The organism is Halalkalirubrum salinum (genome assembly GCF_005543295.1).
GTDB classification, from domain to species: Archaea; Halobacteriota; Halobacteria; order Halobacteriales; family Haloferacaceae; genus Halalkalirubrum; species Halalkalirubrum salinum.
This window is the reverse complement of sequence record NZ_SRSG01000012.1, coordinates 25,564-42,716: the sequence shown is the minus strand read 5'-3', so window position 1 is coordinate 42,716 and position 17,153 is coordinate 25,564. Positions and strand designations below refer to the sequence as shown.

General features: G+C 55.7%; 15 protein-coding genes, 1 tRNA gene and 2 pseudogenes. 7 read left to right on the top strand and 11 right to left on the bottom strand.

Annotation, left to right across the window (positions count from 1 at the left end):
- Window positions 1-92: 92 nt before the first annotated feature.
- Window positions 93-623 (bottom strand): annotated as a pseudogene (locus E5K03_RS05515) (sodium:calcium antiporter); the annotation flags it as partial.
- Between the two features lie 381 nt (window positions 624-1,004).
- On the opposite strand from E5K03_RS05515, the gene E5K03_RS05510 reads away from it, so the two are divergent.
- The 3 genes from E5K03_RS05510 to E5K03_RS05500 all read left to right on the top strand — a co-directional run bounded on the left by E5K03_RS05510 (window position 1,005) and on the right by E5K03_RS05500 (window position 3,574).
- Complete coding sequence (locus E5K03_RS05510; protein ID WP_138005356.1) at window positions 1,005-1,385, top strand: cupin domain-containing protein; 381 nt, start codon at window positions 1,005-1,007, stop codon at window positions 1,383-1,385.
- A gap of 106 nt (window positions 1,386-1,491) precedes the next feature.
- Window positions 1,492-1,992 carry a hypothetical protein gene (locus E5K03_RS05505; protein ID WP_138005355.1) on the top strand — a complete coding sequence of 167 codons (501 nt, stop codon included), beginning with the start codon at window positions 1,492-1,494 and terminating at the stop codon, window positions 1,990-1,992.
- 76 nt (window positions 1,993-2,068) lie between these two features.
- A complete protein-coding gene (locus E5K03_RS05500; RefSeq protein ID WP_138005354.1) occupies window positions 2,069-3,574 on the top strand; it encodes a DUF7289 family protein in 1,506 nt (501 codons plus the stop codon).
- Window positions 3,575-3,616: 42 nt separating this feature from the next.
- Here E5K03_RS05500 and E5K03_RS05495 read toward each other — a convergent pair whose 3' ends face one another.
- The 8 genes from E5K03_RS05495 to E5K03_RS05460 are packed head-to-tail and all read right to left on the bottom strand — an operon-like array spanning window position 3,617 to window position 12,336.
- On the bottom strand, window positions 3,617-4,435 hold the full coding sequence (locus tag E5K03_RS05495; protein WP_138005353.1) for a DUF7289 family protein: 819 nt from the start codon (window positions 4,433-4,435) through the stop codon (window positions 3,617-3,619).
- The gene (locus E5K03_RS05490) at window positions 4,432-4,914 is read right to left on the bottom strand and encodes a DUF7266 family protein (RefSeq protein ID WP_138005352.1); all 483 of its coding nucleotides are present in this window, start codon (window positions 4,912-4,914) and stop codon (window positions 4,432-4,434) included. The genes E5K03_RS05495 and E5K03_RS05490 overlap by 4 nt, the downstream gene beginning before the upstream one ends.
- Window positions 4,907-5,818, bottom strand: coding sequence for a DUF7261 family protein (locus tag E5K03_RS05485; RefSeq protein ID WP_138005351.1), 912 nt, complete (start codon window positions 5,816-5,818; stop codon window positions 4,907-4,909). Before E5K03_RS05485 ends, E5K03_RS05490 begins: the two co-directional genes overlap by 8 nt.
- Window positions 5,806-6,426: a DUF7288 family protein gene (locus tag E5K03_RS05480; RefSeq protein ID WP_138005350.1), complete on the bottom strand. Its 621-nt coding sequence runs from the start codon at window positions 6,424-6,426 to the stop codon at window positions 5,806-5,808. The genes E5K03_RS05485 and E5K03_RS05480 overlap by 13 nt, the downstream gene beginning before the upstream one ends.
- Window positions 6,423-7,007 (bottom strand): DUF7287 family protein, encoded by a 585-nt coding sequence (locus tag E5K03_RS05475; protein WP_138005349.1) that lies wholly within the window; start codon window positions 7,005-7,007, stop codon window positions 6,423-6,425. The genes E5K03_RS05480 and E5K03_RS05475 overlap by 4 nt, the downstream gene beginning before the upstream one ends.
- Window positions 7,004-9,043 carry a type II secretion system F family protein gene (locus E5K03_RS05470; protein ID WP_138005348.1) on the bottom strand — a complete coding sequence of 680 codons (2,040 nt, stop codon included), beginning with the start codon at window positions 9,041-9,043 and terminating at the stop codon, window positions 7,004-7,006. Before E5K03_RS05470 ends, E5K03_RS05475 begins: the two co-directional genes overlap by 4 nt.
- Before the next feature lie 2 nt (window positions 9,044-9,045).
- Window positions 9,046-11,697 (bottom strand): type II/IV secretion system ATPase subunit, encoded by a 2,652-nt coding sequence (locus tag E5K03_RS05465; protein ID WP_138005347.1) that lies wholly within the window; start codon window positions 11,695-11,697, stop codon window positions 9,046-9,048.
- Window positions 11,698-11,742: 45 nt separating this feature from the next.
- Complete coding sequence (locus E5K03_RS05460) at window positions 11,743-12,336, bottom strand: hypothetical protein (RefSeq protein WP_138005346.1); 594 nt, start codon at window positions 12,334-12,336, stop codon at window positions 11,743-11,745.
- A 502-nt stretch (window positions 12,337-12,838) separates the two neighbouring features.
- On the opposite strand from E5K03_RS05460, the gene E5K03_RS05455 reads away from it, so the two are divergent.
- Window positions 12,839-13,747 carry a hypothetical protein gene (locus E5K03_RS05455; protein WP_205742963.1) on the top strand — a complete coding sequence of 303 codons (909 nt, stop codon included), beginning with the start codon at window positions 12,839-12,841 and terminating at the stop codon, window positions 13,745-13,747.
- Window positions 13,740-14,681 (top strand): glycosyltransferase family 2 protein, encoded by a 942-nt coding sequence (locus tag E5K03_RS05450; RefSeq protein WP_138005345.1) that lies wholly within the window; start codon window positions 13,740-13,742, stop codon window positions 14,679-14,681. Before E5K03_RS05455 ends, E5K03_RS05450 begins: the two co-directional genes overlap by 8 nt.
- Window positions 14,682-14,774: 93 nt before the next feature.
- Here the strand turns inward: E5K03_RS05450 and E5K03_RS05445 are convergent.
- Window positions 14,775-14,848, bottom strand: a tRNA-Arg gene (locus tag E5K03_RS05445).
- 87 nt (window positions 14,849-14,935) lie between these two features.
- The gene (locus E5K03_RS05440) at window positions 14,936-15,256 is read right to left on the bottom strand and encodes a Sec-independent protein translocase subunit TatA/TatB (RefSeq protein WP_138005344.1); all 321 of its coding nucleotides are present in this window, start codon (window positions 15,254-15,256) and stop codon (window positions 14,936-14,938) included.
- A gap of 103 nt (window positions 15,257-15,359) precedes the next feature.
- Here E5K03_RS05440 and E5K03_RS05435 point away from each other — a divergent pair, with 103 nt between their 5' ends.
- Window positions 15,360-16,163 (top strand): HD domain-containing protein, encoded by an 804-nt coding sequence (locus tag E5K03_RS05435; protein WP_138005343.1) that lies wholly within the window; start codon window positions 15,360-15,362, stop codon window positions 16,161-16,163.
- A gap of 155 nt (window positions 16,164-16,318) precedes the next feature.
- Window positions 16,319-17,137: pseudogene (locus E5K03_RS05430) on the top strand (IS5 family transposase).
- The last annotated feature ends 16 nt before the right edge of the window (window positions 17,138-17,153 follow it).

Below are 17,153 nucleotides of genomic sequence, written 5' to 3'. Positions count from 1 at the left end.
GTCCCGCGAGAAGCACGAAAATAGATAGTAGCAACGTAGTGAGGCCCAGCCACTCACAGCAAAACACTGCTGATTGCTACCGAAAATAGGAACGGTGACACGTCAACCGTTTCTGAAGCGATGTGATCGCTGGCGTCCTGATAGTGCAAAAAGACATAGATTCCGTACGTGGCAAGCGGGATCAACGCCAGCGTGGGTGTCAAGATCGCAGCCTCATTCGTTCCGCCCGGAACGTATGTCGCGCCAAGTGCGAACATGATAAACAAGACGAGAACGCTGATCACGTAGAACTGTGCGTCTTTGTGAACGAGGTCACGGGTCGTTTCGAGTTTTTCACTGGCGAAGGCCGACAGTGCGGGTATCACGAGGAGATTAAAGATCGCACTCCCGACGATCGCCCCGACACCGAGCGAGAACTCGCCGTGAAAGACCGTACTGATAACGATCGAACTGATCTCTGGGAAACTTGAGCCGACCGCAACCACGATCGCCCCGTGGACGGCGACAGGGAGCCCATAGTGTTTACTGAGCCGCTCTGCGGCTTGGGCGAAGTATTCGCTGCCCTTCCAGATGACGATGACAGCGAGACCCACGAGCAGGAGGGAGGTAGCAAGGCCCAGCACTAGCTAGTCTCTCTGTACACGAGGTGAAAGGCGTGTCTTGTCATATTGTGTGATTGTCAGCCACAATACGGCTACATTCTCGGATTCCCCTGGTGGTTTATCATAGCGGTTGCAATTATTTTTCACTCAATTCAAAAACTGTTGATTCACGCATTCTCTCAGACACGATTTTGATGTGGCTGTTGCAAAGCGTTGCAACCGTTACCATCATATTGAGTATACGTGGGTAGCAATTTGATTTTGTATTAACAGGACACAAACTGTCGTTCAGCGTCCCAGCCCCCGGAAGTATATAACTGTGAATTATATTATTGGCCGCTGCTCACGTGATTCCGAAGCATCAGCCAAAGATTAATACTGTGACTGCGCAGACTACTCGCTATGAGCTATCGAAAGGTCAACTACGAGGATGTCGATCGCGTCTCCGGCGCCATGCATTTTCTGCGCGAACCGCTGGATTCCGAACAGGTTGGGGTAACGATCGCAAAGTGCGAGCCTGGTTGGATCGGCCAGCGACACGACCACACGGACAACGGCCACGAGGAAATCTACGTCCTCGTGGATGGACAAGCGACGGTTGTCGTAGACGAAGTTGACGTTGCAATGAACCAAGGTGATGCGCTATGGATTGATTCGACTGCTGACCGGCAGATCAGAAACGGTGATGCCGAAAGCACCTTCGTGTTAGTCAGTGCCCCCGAACTCGTCAACGAGTCTGATGCGGGCTCGGAAAAATGGTCACTGACTGGTTTCCAGGGATGAGTCCAACCGCCTCGAGGATGAGTCCAACCGCCTCGATCGAGACACAAAAAGCGTCACGGGAACTACCTTCGAGAGCCAATTTATTCTCACCACTGAAAAGGGAGGTATGAATCCGAACGATCCTACCCTCCTACAAATCGGCACCGCCGGTTTGGCAGGTGTCGTCGCCGCAACCGCACTTATCGTCGCTGTGTACGGGGTGTATTATCAACGGACGGTTATCGAACCACGATTTGGTCGGTTTGAACTCCTCGGAGAGGTATCTGGAACGTTCCACCCAGCAACAACTCGTTCACCCACAGATGGGCCAGCCACGAGTGAGCTGTGGAGCGCTCACCATGAACTGACGATCGATCTTCGAGGGTACAACTCGGGCACCGGCCCGCTTTTAATACACGCAATTACTTTCTCCACGTCCGCACTCGAACGGCCAAAAGAGCTGCTCTCGGAGCCGATACGTGTCGCACCCGGCGAATCAATTGCCACACAGTTCTCACAGGAGATCTCACGCGAACGATCGATCGAGGGGGCGATCAGCGGTGAGGTTGTGATTCGGACCTCGGGCGGAGACATACAGACGAGCGTTCGGATCACTCCGACAACGTGAGCCGACAGGGATCGGGGCTATCAACTGTGATAGGTCGACCAGCCACTTTATCATCGATGAAAGTGTCTGTAGCTGTATGGGCGATGTACGGCAGAGCAACCGGGCGTCCGAGCGTGCCCAGTCGAGCGTGCTCGGGTACGTATTGTTGGTCGGCCTCGTCATCGCCGTTATTGGAACCACTGTCGCAATTGGCTCGATCGCATACGCTGACTCGACCGCAGATGCAGAGTACGCAAACGTCGAGAACGCGATGTCACAGTTCAGTTCGAAAGCGAGCCTCGTCGCACTGGGCGAAAGCGATGGCAAACAATTCTCGCTTGGATCGATCGATAAAGGGTCCGTCTCAGTGAAAGAATCCGCGGGGACGATTCGGATCTACCAGGTGGAATCAGACAGCAATCTTTCAGATGAAGATCCCGTCGTTGAAGAGTCGCTGGGATCGATCGTTTACGACACCGGCACAAGAGAATTAGCGTATCAAAACGGCGGCGTGTGGAGTCACGACGGCACGAACAGTTCGATGGTTTCGCCGCCAGAGTACTACTATCGTGGATCGACACTCACGCTTCCGCTCGTCGCCGTTAACGGAAGCGATTCCACGAGCGGCTCGATAACGGGTGAATTTACCCGCATCGAATCCGGAACGGAACTCGACGGACTCCCCGCGAACCCACTTACGAATGGCAGCGTCTACATCGAAATCGAGAGCCGCTACTACGAGGGATGGTCTCAGTTTTTGAGCGAACGCACCGAAGGGACGACGACACGCTGTCAATCAGCCGACTCGGCGGATATCTGTCAACGATCGGAATCGGTAATTACAGAGTTGAGCGTTCCAACGACCCTGGAGATCGAATCTGGACTGACGATTTCGAGAAACAGCGAATACGACGGATCTAGTAGTAGTTCTTCTGATATTGAAATGCCGAGTAAATCGACCTTACCGGATTCGAGACCACTCATTCGCGAACAGATCCAAAGCGCCCAAGCGACGAACGACAATGGGGATGCCTGCAATATCGACACAAACCCCAACGAAATCGGAGATTGTACGCTCTCGAATGGCACCTACTATTTCGACACAGACGTTCGAATAGCCGATACGGTGTCGATGAACACTACTGACGGAAACATCTCGGTCGTGGTTAACGGAAGCGTAGTACTCGGGGGAGACCAGTCAGTGATCGACGACTCGAACAGCACCGTGACGTATTATGTCCGTGATGACTTGGTATTCGACACGAACAACATTGAGATCTCAACGACGAATGAGGCGACGGAGTCACACCGGCAGGTATTCATTATCGGTGATGACATCGATCTTCAAAATAATGGTCAATTCGGAACCGTCCATGCAGTTCTTTTTGCGCCAAACGCCGATGTGACGCTCTCCGGCGGGGGGAATTCTGCTCTCCGTGGATCGTTGATTGTAAACGATCTGAGCATCGACGGTGGTGGGAGTGTTACGATCAAACAAGACGAAACAACGTTCCGCGCGTCACCCATCGACGCGACTGCCTCCCCAAACAGGATCCGGTATCTCCACGTGACAAAAAACGTCGTTCGGGTAGAACTACAGTAGTATAGGCTCGGCTTCGATCGACCGCCCGATGGCACTCCTCAATCACGTATACCGAACGTTGACGCCCGTGATTGTGCTCGTAACCTGATCGTACGAATCAGCATCCGCATAGATCACAGCCCGCGACTCTCCGGTGACGACCGTGAGGCCATCGACGGTCTCGAAGTACGCCGCCCATAGTTCCGCTCGCTCACCGCTGAGTTCCATGGCAAACCGTCCGGAGCCAATATCGAACGTTTCGACTGTTGGGCGGGTTGCCCGCTCGGTTTCGATTCGGACCGTCGTGGGTGCACCGATCGACTCCCCGGATCCACGGATCACGGTCGACGGATACGAGAGCCGTATCGTACCACTTTCGGGATCTACTGAGAAATCCGGTTCGACGGCGACGGTCGATTGCTCCCCGCGCGTTCTGAGCACGCCCCCAAGTTCGACGATGACTTGTTGGGAATCTATTTCGTAGACGATCGGGTCGATCGTATCGCTCTCGTTTTGCGCCGTGAAGTTGACTGGTTCGGTATTATTCCGCACGCTATTGTTCAACTCGGTCGCGTTCTCCTCAGTAACACCGAATCGCACGGTAAGTGGCTCACCGGTGGTTAATTGTCCTTCTGCGAGCCGAACCTCCGTCGCTCGCTCCGTATCTTGATGCGTGGTTAGATCGTCAATATTGTCGGCGAGTACTGAGAAGGCCCGTTCGACGTTGTTCACCTGCTCTGCGGTCTGTCGATCCGACAGCGATCCGAATCCGGCGACTGACACGACTGCAACAGTGCTGATAATCAGCCCAAAAATCAATATGAAGCCGATCAGTTCGCTCACCGCTCTGTCATCGGAGACCCATCGAGCGCGATCGGTCATCGTCGAGTCACCTCCAGTCGAACGCCAGGATCGTCGTACACTGCGGTCACGGTCACTGGCCCTCCCTGGAAAGCCGTTGTACCAATCGAGTCCGAATACAACGGCTCATACGGCACCGAAACCGTCAGATCGTGTCGATCGACACTGAGGACGATCGCCGTCTCTGTCACCTCGATTCGGTAGGGTTCCCCAGCGATCGATCGGGGAAGATCGACATTAACGCGGACCGTTGTCGCTCCCGGATCGGTCACGGTTGCCGTCGTGTTCGTTCCGTACGCGACTGCGCCGAGCCGATCAGCAGCCATTAAGTCTCCGGCGAGGCGGTTGCCGTTAACCTCGAGTTCGGTCGTCGCAACGCCCGTTGTCTGTCGGTCGATGAGCGATCCTGCACCGATCAGTAATCCGGTCAAAAGCACCGTCGAGATGCCAATCTGGATGACATAGCTGACTGTGACAGAGACGGCTCGATCTTCACGCATGTGGCTCACCCGGGGCAACCCGCTCAGCCGTGTCGACGGTCACCGATTCACCTACGTATCGCATCGAGACGATCACACTATACACGCCCTCGCGCTGGGTCCCAGACTCAGTTGTCCCCCCTCGCGTCACGAGTGTGTAGCTTCCGTTTGAAAGATCACCACGCGTGATCGCCACGTCCTGGATCGAATCGCCCGCAGAAACGGTTTCGATCGAACACCGTGCGTTCGACGATCGGAGTTCCGCAGCGGTGATGTCGAAGGTGACTGTATTGTGATCGACGAGTTCGATCGAACACGTGTCCCCACCTTCCTCGGTTACCAAAACGGTGTCACCGCTCGTAAGATCTCTCACTGATCCACTAGTCCCCTCGACGGAAACGTACAGCGTTCGACCGTTGACTACGATCGCTGTTGCGTTCCCGACCGGGTCGGTCGTCTCGTTGAGACGGGTGAACGTGTGTGTGTACGCCCGTGTCTCGGACGCATTGTCGAGCACTGTCCAGTTCGCTGGCCCGCTGGGCGAGCCGTTTTGGGTATTCGCCGACGTGTTCGTCTTTTCGATGACCGTTCCTGCTGTCACCTCGTAGCTCACGTTGGCGATCGCGCCTTTCCGTGCATATCGGTCGTAGGTGCGGTTTGCGAGGGTGTCGAACGTCGCCATCGCCGTCGATTCGTTCGTTCCCGGTGGCTCGTTGACAGCACCGATTGTCCGCTCTGTCGCGGTAATTGTCCCGTCACGGAACTCGATCGGCGCAGCGGCATCTGCGGAGGGACGTTGTGTTGCGGTGTGCTCGACAAAGATTGCAGAATTCAACAGTAACACGAGTGTAAGAAGCACCACCGCCAGCGCGAAGCCGGTGATCAAGATGAGCTGGCCACGATCCTCATGCGTTACATCCGCCATACCGTCACCTCGACTTCGATAACTGCGTGAATCTGGCCGCGCTCTGTGGCCGATCTGTCCTGGTACAGGCCTGACTCAGCGACAGTCACGTTGTCGTCTGTGATAAGCGTGTCATTCTCGTATAAGACGACTGTTCGCCCGGCAGTGACTGCGTTGTCGGTTGGCGACCCCATGTCGACCATGTGATCGAGGCTCCCGTTTACATCGTCCATCCCACCGCTTTCGAGGTGTGTGTACACTCGAACGTTGTACGCGATTCCACGATCGTCGTACGTCTCGTTGAGGAGTGGACCGAATCCACCACACTCACTTGGCGGCCCGCCCTCCACGAAAGATGTCTGATTCTCGTCTGTGCCGACAAACTGTCGTGGCGTCTCGTTGTGTGACGCCGGGTATCGACACAGTGTTGCCTCCTTGAGTGACCCATCGCTGTCAGCGGCTGCGAGGATGTCCGCTGCGATCGCGCGTTGTTGATTCTCGATCTGTTGGTTCGACGTACTCGCCGATAACGGCGTCACCGCGGTCGCCTGCAACGCAAAAATAATCCCTGACACCAACAACAACACGGCAACGAACGCCTCCAGCGTGTGCGCCTGCCCCCGGTTCATGCCCACACCCTCACGACGATCCGATAGCGACCGCCGTCGATCGTCACAACCGTCGAATACGTATCAGCGTTGTATCCCCGTGAATCGGGCCCCCGCTCGAGTCGATCGGAGCCGTATCCCGGCCGTACGTCGTCCGCACGGACGGCACCCCCGTTGCGTTCCGCAAGCGCTTGGACGGACGCGTTCACGTGCCACCGCCTTGGAACCGATTCATCGGTCGCCGCTTCTTCGGAGATCGCACCGACGTCGCGTGCGAGAGAACCACTCGGGACAATTCGGCAGTCTTCACTGGCTGCGGCTGTCGTATTGGCGGTAAAAAACGCGATCGTACAGCCACCATCAAGCGTCCCGGGCGTTCCGGGATCGGCAACCAACAGCCCGTCGGCAAGGTAGGTTGCCGATCGCTCGGCCACGACAGGGCCGGCCCCATCACCGAACGAGAAGGGGTCAAACATCGTCGGAACAAAGAGCACGACGAACCCGACCGCGAGCAAAAAGACGCTCGCGCCGACCGCAAAATCGAGCGTGGTCTGACCGCGATCGTCCTGCCAGCCGGAGGCGACCGCCGATCGGGCCGTCATGCGACCACCACCCACGTTGCGAGAGCGACAGTTGCCAGGGCAACCACAAACTTCACCCCCGAGATGAGCGTTGCGTTGCGAATGTATCCACAGATGAGCCCAGACAGCACGGCTTGAATCGTCACCGCATGGAAAAAGAGCAACGACAACATCGCCGGATCGAACCCGCCCCCGAAGTTTGGTCCGCCGCTGACACCGCCCAACTCGGCGTTTTGTCCCTCCGAGGCGATGCCACCCATTACGTCAATAAATTGCGTCTGTAGGATTGCCATTACTGCCAACAGCGTAAAGTAGGTCATAATGATAATCGCGACCTGCATCCGGGTTCGAGAAATCCGCTCTCGCTCGATGTCGTCTTGATTTTCGCTGGCCTGTGCGGCGGTCGACAGGACGTCGGTGATCTGACTCGACGCCTCCTGGGCTTCGGTGATGAGTTTGACTGTTCGGGCCAGTCGGGGGATGTGATATTTGTTATTGAACTCGACGAGCGCGTCTCGGAGTCCAACTCCGTAGTTGACCTTCATATAAATGATATCGAACTCGTCGGCGAGCTTCCCAGAGGAGGTATCTGCAACCGTGTAGATCGATTCGAGGAGGGTCTGGCCGGTATCGTTCGCACTTGAGAGCTTCCGAAGCATTCCTGAAAGCTTGCCGGTGACCGCGTGTCGCGATCGGACGTTCCACTCATAAAAAATGCCAAGTGGCGTCAAGACGAGATATAAGGGTACATATACCCAGATAACGGTACTCCATATCGGCTGAGCAATCCAGTCTTCGTATGCCAGCGGCGCTCGTCCTGACGTGACTGCAATTATGAGGAGGACAAGCGTCGGCGGCACAGTGAATGCGAGCGTGAACCATGGATTATCACGGAAAAAGAGGTGGGGGCGTTTGAGTATCTGCATCGTCTTGTACGTCCCTTCACGGGATTTAATCCGGTTGAATACCCGTCTGCTCCCGACAAACCGCTCAACGAGTCCGAGATGGCGCAGTCCCTCTTTTGTGGTCTCCTGAAGCCGATCGCTCCCGCCCGTCGCGCCGAGATAGCCGTTTCCGGGCTCGTCTTGTTTGACCGTGGAAATGAGGACGAGAAATCCAGCACCGACAAGCGGCACAAGCGCATAGATCGTCCCATACAAAAGCGCCTCGTCTGCATCACCCATCATTCCCATAATAACAAGAATAATAACTAAAAGCAACGGGAACAGCGAAAGCGTCATATACATCTCTCCGAACAGCTCGAGGGTTTCGAGGGTGAGCTCCTGTTGTTGTTTCGCTGTCCGCATATGGGCGTCTTTTTTATCGTCGAGAAACGGCTCCATGTCTCCTCCCGAATTAATAATCGACAGCATATCGGTCAGAAACTGCGAGAGATCCGAACTCGGTGTCTCGATCGCCTGCTGTCTGATCGCGTTTCGGTAGTCTGTGCCGAAGTACTCCGTCTCGGCGACGATGCTTTGAAACTCCCGAGAGACCTCTCCGTAGGTGTCCTCCGCGACAGCCATCGACTCAATGATCTCTAGTTGATTTAGCCCGCCGACCGAGAGCGCGTACATAAACGCGACCGCGTCCGGCAACAACATGTTGATCTCCCGCTTGCGGCTGTCTGCCTTCGAGTACGGAACCGCAAGCATCGACCCGAATCCGGTCGCGAAACCAAGTGTTCCAAATACTAACCCACTCAGCCCGATCGCACTCGGGATGACAAGCGACCGGAGCAACTCAATCATGACTGGTGAACTGACCGGAATACCGAGGCTTAGTGACTCCGCAGAGAGGATTCCGAACCGAAACAGGCCATAGCCGACAAGTGTGCCGACGACCCACAAGAGCCCACCAAGAATAATACCGATCCCGAGCGATCGCGACACGTACAGCTCAACCGGAGCCGACATCCGTGCCTCGGTGAGCTTCCGATCGATATCGCCGAGGAAATCGCCGTCCTGATCGAAAATCAATTTGAAAACGGGATAGAACAAATCTGAGAGTGGATCGCTGTCTGGATTGCTGTCGCCGAACTCAGGGATGGTTCCCATACTTACTCCTCCGATCGATTGGGATCGCCATCTGTTGGCTCACTGCTATCGACATACGTATCGAACGCACCCGAGCCGTCCGCAGCGGTACCGTCTTCGCGTTCGCTTTCTTTTGATTGCCAATTGAATCCATCAGCACCCGCTGTGTCCGGATCCGACACTGCGGTATCTGATCCGGTGTCGATCACGTTCCTATCGGGACCGTCGTCGACGATAATGTCTCTCGCGCTACTGATACTGTCGAGTGCAGTGGCAACCGAGTCAGGGGCCCTCCCGCGATAGGTGTCAAAGAGCTCCTCTTCTGCCTGTTCGAGGACTCGTTCGGCTGTTTCGGCTTGGATCGGTCCCGGTTCTGGGCGCGGTACGAGTGCCTCAGTCTCTGGATCGACGTCGATAAGCACCGACTCCATCTGACGAAGATCCGCGAGACTCGCCTCAAGTTCGTCGTTGGCGATCAGTGCAAGGATCGTCTCCTGGTCGTTAATAAATGCCTGCAGGGTTGCAGCGACCTCAGAGTAGGTTCGTATGTCGCGATCGACCAGGTACGCGAGGACAGCCTCGCGTTTGAGCTGTTCGGTTTGGAGTTCTTCGTGGCTCCACCCGCGATCGAACCGGATACTGTCGAGGGTGTTCGACGTTCCCAGCCGGAGAAATTCGTCAGTCTCTGCTTGCCACTGAAAGACATCTTGGACATTGATTTCGTCGTTCTCGGTATCGTAGTGGTTGATTTCGGTAAGCGATTTGTTTCGTCTGACTTTCCGTCCTTGCACTCGTGTGGAGGTCTGGATAGACACCAAATCGAGCGCGGTGAACATTGTCTTCGAGACGTTGATGGGTTCGGTCGTAAACCGCTTGAGCACCTCGCCGACCGAATCAGCGTGAAACGTCGTGTACGTGGTGTGTCCGGTCGACATAACCTGAAACAGCGTCCGACCTTCCTGGCCCCGAATCTCGCCCATCACGATGTAATCCGGCCGTTGACGGAGGGCCGATTCGAGCAGGTCGAACTCGTCGATATCCCCTTTGTCGTCGTCGGAAAACGATGGTCGAGTAACTGAGGCAATCCAGTTTCGCTGTGGTAGTTCGACCTCTCGGGTATCTTCGATCGAGACGATCTTGCTGTTTGAGGGGATAAACAGCGACACCGCGTTGAGGCTCGTCGTCTTCCCTGAAGCGGTTCCGCCGGCAAAGATGAGGCTTTTGTTGTTTTCGATGCAGAGCCACAAATACGCCATCTGTTCTAACGAGAAGGTGTGCCAGTTTATCAGATCGACCGGCGTAAACGGGACTTCTTTGAATTGCCTGATGGTGTAGTTCGTCCCGTGATCAGATACCTCCCGACCGAGGGTGAGTTGTGCCCGTGACCCGTCCGGCAGCGTCGCATCGACCTGCGGGCGGCGTTTTGAGATGCCCTTGCCCGATCGCTGAGCGAGTTTAACGACGAAGTCGTCAAGTTCGTCGCTGCCGTGCAGAATGTTCGAAATGAGTTGTTCGTACTCCGAATGGTAGACGAATACAGGGGAGTTGTACCCGTCACACGAGATATCCTCAACATTAATGTCGTGTTTGATCGGGTCGATCCGTTCGTAGCCAATAAAATCGCGTTTGAGAACGTACAGGAGCTTTTCCACCTGATATGGGGTAAGCCGATCTGAGTCTTCCGCGAGCACGGCGGGTTCGGGCCGTGCAGCAATTCCCGGAAGGTTTGGGCCGGCCGTCGTCTCGGGTTCGTATCCAAGCTGATCGAGTACCCGTTTGAGATACGTCCCGGCTGCTGCGGGCAACCGATATCGATCTTTCGCTGTGGCGTCTTTGCCAATCCGTTCGAACAGTGGTCCAATGGCGTCGAGAATGTCATTCCACGTTTCGACAACCCGGTTGCCGACCGATGCTTTGGGCACATCGTAGAGATCGTAGCGTTCGAGCAGTCGGTGTGCCTCACTGTGGATCACCTCAAGGCGTCGATCATCGTCCACGACTGCCGTGCTATGGTCTCCGTACTTGATTGCGGTTCGGAGTTTTTGAGTAATGTACTCTGCGACCTCCGCCTCGATCTCGTTTTGATACGGCTGGATCGCGTAGTACTTTTTTTCGTTTTCTTTTTCCGAGTGGAAAATGACCACAAACGAGTAAGGCTTTTTTACCCAGTAGCGTTCGACCTCGACGTAGTGGCGCTTTTTTTCCATTGGGACTGCCTTTTCGAGATCATAGCGGTTTGCGATTGTCGTCGCGCCCACTTCGTCGGTGAAAAATTGATCCTCGTCGAAATCTGTCTGGACGTTTACTGTCCGTTCGTCGATCACCGGATCAAGTTCCTCGGCCCGTTTTGCGCCCGCTGCGAGAGCGTTCTCTAGTACGCTTGGATCGAATCCAAGCGCGTCCGTCTTGTCGAACGCAATAATCTCGTCATTGGTGTCGCGAGGCCGACTCCCGTCGGGCTCATAGTAGTACTCACGCTTGTAGTGTTCCCACAGGTATGTGTCCTTCACCACGGGCGTCGTTGCTGGGTCGCAAAATGCCTCGAAATGAAGATCCAACGTACGTGCGGCTTCTGTAGCTTGCTGCAGTCTCTGGACGGGTCCGGAATCGACTGACGACTCCGACACAAGTGTCTCCTCGGGAGTGTTGTCATCCGAGGTACCGTCCGGTTCCATGGCAGACAGTGATTCCTCATCCGTTAAAGTATTCCGGGGGCGGTATCACGAATGATATCCGCTTCGGCCACGCCCCGGTGAAAGATCCAGTAAATCCGGATGCGTCCATGGCCGACGCCTCACTTCTGCCACCGCCCGGCGGGTCGCCATCCAGTCCGCATGGCGGACCAACACACAGCACGGGACCGTGTCGAGCTTCAGTACTCGTGCGAGACAGAGACGATGTTTCCCACTCACGAGCAAGGGGGCTCCGTCTCGGCCGATATCGACGACGATCTCTTGTTCGCGAGCACCGACGTAGTCGAACGACCTTTCGATCGGCTCTGTCCGTTCGGTGTAGTGGAGACACCCGTTTTGAGCCATGTTTTCGTATACTGATTCGAGCGCCTCACACCGTCGATAAACGTCTGTTTCCGTCTCACAATCCTGCCAAACTGGATACTGACCTGCGTCGAGTAACTCGATCGCCCGGTTGATGAACCACGTGTCTGCCCATGGAACCCCCTCCCTGAATCGGTCGTATATCGCCTGAAAGAGCGGGGTATCGTCGATGTGATCTGCGTGAAACAGTTCTTCTGGAGGGCCTCCCTCGTGCGGCACATCCTCGTGTCGGCGACAGTCCCAGTCACCACTTCGCACTGCACCGAACAACTGGCGCCGGCCGTACCACGGTGGATACCGACGACCAGTGAAGCGTTCGATCCGAATAGGGTCGATCGGGATGATCTTGAATGGATCTGGGTCACTCGAATGGAAAAAATCAGTGGGATACTGGTGCCGATAGATATGTGGTGCGACTGTCCAATAGAGACGTGCTGTGATCTGGGGTGGGAGCGGAGACCGCTGAACTGCCTGCGAAACGGCGAGCGTATCGAGTATACGCCCGATACCACCGATGGCACGATTTCGCAACTCAGAAGCCCGCATACCCATGCTGTGGGACAACGTGTACCTGGTTATTTTATTCTTAATTGGGTTCGGTTCGCGGAGAATCTCCCAGTTTTGCTCAGGGCGCAGTTATGCCAAGCATACTTAATATTCGATCGGGGGTTTGCTCGTTCACGCAGCTCACGGTCTGAGAGATACCATGACATCCGTAGACCCGTGCAAGCGAATTCCGCGCTCTAACCCACTGTTCATAATGTATACGTTGTCTGACCTCGGTTCGACGATCGCAACCGCCCATTCACGGATCCGACAAGCCGTGTACCGGCTGACAGACGCGACGACCAATATTACCGACGAAGACTGGGACAACTTGATTCTCCTTGATGCGTGTCGGTACGATCAGTTCCAGCGCCTCGCAAGCATGGACTCGCCGGTCGAACCGCGGATTTCTGTTGGTTCCAGCACTGAGGAATTTCTCCGTCGAACGTTTGGGACGACCGAGCATCACGATATCGTGTACGTCACCGCAAACCCAATGCACAAAAACGTCGGCTTGGATGGAACATTTCACGCCACGATCGACGTGTGGAATACTGGGTGGGACGAAACACTCCGGACCGTCACCCCTGAGACGGTTCGCGAGGCAGCGGTTGCGGCCTCCGAGACCTTCCCACAAAAACGGCTTCTTGTTCACTTCATGCAACCACACTATCCGTTTATTGGCCCGACAGGCAGAGAGATTGAACACGCCGGATTTGAGTGGTCCTATCGGCTCGCGATGACTGGTGAAGGCTCACGCGACAGCCCCACCATCTGGGATCATGCCGAGGCTGGATCGGTTGATATCGATCGCGTCTGGACTGCGTACGACGAAAACCTGGCACTCGCGCTTGAACAGGTCGATCACCTTCTCGAAATCGTCCGTGGCCGGACTGTGGTTACCGCTGACCACGGCAACTTCGTCGGCGAACGGATTGCGCCATTCGATCGGCGTCGGTTTGGGCACCCTGACGGTGTCTGTGCGAAGACACTCCGGACGGTTCCGTGGGTCGTCGTCACTGACGAGACAAGAAAGCATATTCGAGCCGAGCCACCTACCGACTCTGTGGTCGGGGATATCTCAACTGCTCGATCTCGCCTTCGTGATCTTGGCTATGTCTGAATCCCCGACATCTGCGGTCGATCGTGACTTCCCCCTGATTTCCGTTATCATCCCGACATACTACCGGAATGAACTCCTCGAGGCGGCCATCGAGAGTGTGCTGAACCAAACGTACGACCGCACGGAAATAATCGTCGTTGACGACTCTGGAGAGGGGAACGCGATGCCTGTTTTGGACAAATATGCTGATGACATCCAGGGGATCGTTCACAACCAAAACGGCGGGGATGTCACAGCTCGCCAGACGGGATTTGAGGCATCGGGCGGAACGTACGTGAACTTCCTTGACGATGATGATGTGTTGTTGCCCGAAAAGCTCTCGAAGACTGCGTCGATTCTTGCGGAGAACGATGAGGTTGGCGTCGCGTTTTGTGGGGTTCGACAAGACGACGGGTGGGAATGTGAGCCAGGGCCGGAAATGAGCGGGCACGTCATCGAACAGACACTCAGGTTTGAGACGTTTCCCTGTTATACCGGGTCGATGCTCATCCGACGGCGCTTGCTCTCGGAGATCCTACCGCTCCAGCAGCTTACCGCCGGGAACGACAGCAATTTGATGATCGAACTCGCCCAACGGACGCAGTTCGACGCTGTCGAGGAACCGCTGGTGTACAACCGGCGCGAATCCAGTGGCATCTGGGTCGGACTCAATCGATTTGACGGCATGCGAGAGGTGCTCGAAGCCCAGCGTGAGATCTACGCGGCGTACCCACAGATACGGCGTGCTGTCAAGGCACGCATCGAATTTTTATCGGGTGCTCACCGTCTGAAGCGATCGATCTGGAGCGCCGCGGCCTTGGGTTGTTTCGCTCGTGCGGCGTACTACGGCGGCGACGATCGACGAAAACACACCCTGGCGTTTCTCTCCGCGATTTTCGGTCGGCCTGGGTTTACCGGGGCGATACGTGCCCAGCAGTTGCTCGATCGGGCGTGACGGGATTCGAACCGAACCGAGACTCACTTCGCTCGTCTCGTAAGGTTCGACTCCTTATGACGTTTTTACGGCTCGCTATCGCTCGCCGGAAAACGGGCGTGACGGGATTCGAACCCGCGATCGAGGGGTTAGGAACCCCTCGCCCTGATCCGCTAGGCCACACGCCCACAAAAATCAGCTAATTGAATATCCACTCAAAACCGGACCGCGTCGACGACCGATAGGACTCTTGCCAGGTTCGGTATGTTCGTTCGTTACGTGGATTTTTCCGCTGTGCCCGCGGCCTCGGTCTCTGTCTCTGTCTCTGTCTCTGTCTCTGTTTCAGCGTCTTCAACGAGGGGTTCCTCGTCGGGCTCTGGGGTGCCAGAGGCATCGTCATCGTCAGAGTCAGACATCTGTTTGAGCTCTTCTTCGACTTCTTCGCGACCTTTTTTGAACTCACCCATTGCCTGCCCCGTCGAGCGGGCAAGCTTTGGAATTTTGTTTGCGCCGAAGAGCAACACCAGTACGAGCAGGATGATGAGCAGCTCGGGACCTACCGGCAGGCCGCCGAACAGCGGGATCATGGATGCCATGTGTACCCGATGATACCCTGTTGGCGATTATAGGCTTTTTGCCTTCGACGGGTGAGACCAACACTACGAAGCGTTTTCACACTTGAGGACGAACTCATTCCGGATGACTGAGCCACCGAACGGCGACAGGGCGTACGATCCGACCGCCGATCACGCATATCCCGACGAGCGACTCAACGAGATTCTCCCCGTGTTGACGAGCGACCCTGAGGTCACGACGCTGCTGCGGGCCCAAAACGTCAACGCCGTCGATCGCAAGCAGTACAACGACCACGGCCCAAAACACATCGAGATCGTTCGCAACCACGCGTTGCAGCTGTACGATCTGCTCAAACAAGCTGGAATTGAATTTAATGGCGCAGCCGATCAGGGGCTTGCGGAGGCCGACGAGTCGGTCATCATCGCACTTGCGGCGACGCTGCACGACATCGGCCACATCGTCCACCGCGACGATCACTCATACTACTCAATCCCACTCGCCTCAGATATCCTCGATCGGCTTCTCCCGGAGTTTTATGACACACCCGAGGCTGTCCGGATCAAGGCAGAGGTCTTACACGCGATCCTCTGTCACCACACCTCAGAAGAGCCGTTGACTCGCGAGGCGGGCATCATCAGGGTCGCCGACGGCCTGGACATGGAGCGCGGCCGCTCGCGAGTGCCGTACGAACACGGCGGTCGTGGGATCAACACGATCTCGAGTCAGGCGATCGATCGGGTGACACTCAAAGCGGGCGATACCCACCCGGTGCTCGTCGAGATCCAGATGGTCAACGCCGCAGGCGTCTATCAAGTCGACAACCTCCTGAAGGCGAAGCTAGATCGCTCGATGCTCGAAGATCAGGTCCGGATCGTCGCTATCAACACCCGCGCGGAGGATCCGCTCGTCGAGCGGATCGAACTGTAGGACACCTCATTCCCGCTGTTAGGCCCGTCGTGGCGACCACGACTTACGATTTTCTATAGTGTATTCACTCTCATCGTGAATACGCAAAATCTACGGTCTTTGTGGCTCTGTTGAAATCCTCAGAGAGTTCCAGGTTCGCCCGGTAGTCTGACCGGATGGAAGCCCTCCCGAAGTCACGGTTACTCCGGTTCGTTGAGCACGCGATGCACTTGGCTTGACGAACTGTCGTTCGTTACTACATGAAGTGCTCGAAACAGTGGTACACACTTCATCAATATATCGTCCTCCGCGGTCTCAAGATTCGGAAGAATACGACGTACCGGGCGCTTCTTGACGAACTTATCGAGATGCCTCGGATTCGGAAAGCAATTGAACTTGAGGAACTCCCGTCTCCCTCAACGCTGTGTAAGGCGTTCAACTGGCTCGATATGGCTGTATGGCGTGTTCTGCTTAATCTCTCAGTCACGCTTCTCCCGACCAACGGTGTCGTCGGAATCGATGCCGCCGTACGACCGCAGTCACGCCTCAAAGCACTACACGAAGCGAACGATGTTGACGATTTAGCAATTGAAAGTCACGCTTCTGGTAGACACAAAGTCGAACGCGATTCTCGACTTACACGTGACGACGACACGAAAACACGACCCGAAAGTTGCACCGTCGCTCATCAAGCGGAATACCGATTACGTAGCGATTCTTCTCGGTGACAAGGGATACGACGACCACAAGATTCGCGCGTTAGCCGTGAAGATGGTGTTCGTCCGGTCATCAAGTATCGAGAGTTTCTGCGCTCCCCAAGGCGGGAAACTCACGGTTGGATTCGGACCGCTACGGGCAACGTAGTCAGAACGAGACGGTACACTCTCGGATTAAACAGGAAATATGGCGCATTCGTCCGCTCACGACGCTGGTGGAAGCAGTTTCGTGAACTCGTTGTCAGCTGTCTCACTCACAACATCGACAAGGAACTCTGAACGTTAGATGTAGAGG

What these genes read in the sequence shown, in the direction of transcription:
- E5K03_RS05475 (WP_138005349.1), bottom strand. Translation starts at nt 7,007, where the DNA reads ATGACGGCCCGATCGGCGGTCGCCTCCGGCTGGCAGGACGATCGCGGT.
- E5K03_RS05485 (WP_138005351.1), bottom strand. Translation starts at nt 5,818, where the DNA reads ATGGCGGATGTAACGCATGAGGATCGTGGCCAGCTCATCTTGATCACC.
- E5K03_RS05470 (WP_138005348.1), bottom strand. Translation starts at nt 9,043, where the DNA reads ATGGGAACCATCCCTGAGTTCGGCGACAGCAATCCAGACAGCGATCCA.
- E5K03_RS05495 (WP_138005353.1), bottom strand. Translation starts at nt 4,435, where the DNA reads ATGACCGATCGCGCTCGATGGGTCTCCGATGACAGAGCGGTGAGCGAA.
- E5K03_RS05510 (WP_138005356.1), top strand. Translation starts at nt 1,005, where the DNA reads ATGAGCTATCGAAAGGTCAACTACGAGGATGTCGATCGCGTCTCCGGC.
- E5K03_RS05505 (WP_138005355.1), top strand. Translation starts at nt 1,492, where the DNA reads ATGAATCCGAACGATCCTACCCTCCTACAAATCGGCACCGCCGGTTTG.
- E5K03_RS05455 (WP_205742963.1), top strand. Translation starts at nt 12,839, where the DNA reads ATGTATACGTTGTCTGACCTCGGTTCGACGATCGCAACCGCCCATTCA.
- E5K03_RS05465 (WP_138005347.1), bottom strand. Translation starts at nt 11,697, where the DNA reads ATGGAACCGGACGGTACCTCGGATGACAACACTCCCGAGGAGACACTT.
- E5K03_RS05440 (WP_138005344.1), bottom strand. Translation starts at nt 15,256, where the DNA reads ATGGCATCCATGATCCCGCTGTTCGGCGGCCTGCCGGTAGGTCCCGAG.
- E5K03_RS05480 (WP_138005350.1), bottom strand. Translation starts at nt 6,426, where the DNA reads ATGAACCGGGGGCAGGCGCACACGCTGGAGGCGTTCGTTGCCGTGTTG.
- E5K03_RS05435 (WP_138005343.1), top strand. Translation starts at nt 15,360, where the DNA reads ATGACTGAGCCACCGAACGGCGACAGGGCGTACGATCCGACCGCCGAT.
- E5K03_RS05490 (WP_138005352.1), bottom strand. Translation starts at nt 4,914, where the DNA reads ATGCGTGAAGATCGAGCCGTCTCTGTCACAGTCAGCTATGTCATCCAG.
- E5K03_RS05450 (WP_138005345.1), top strand. Translation starts at nt 13,740, where the DNA reads ATGTCTGAATCCCCGACATCTGCGGTCGATCGTGACTTCCCCCTGATT.
- E5K03_RS05500 (WP_138005354.1), top strand. Translation starts at nt 2,069, where the DNA reads ATGGGCGATGTACGGCAGAGCAACCGGGCGTCCGAGCGTGCCCAGTCG.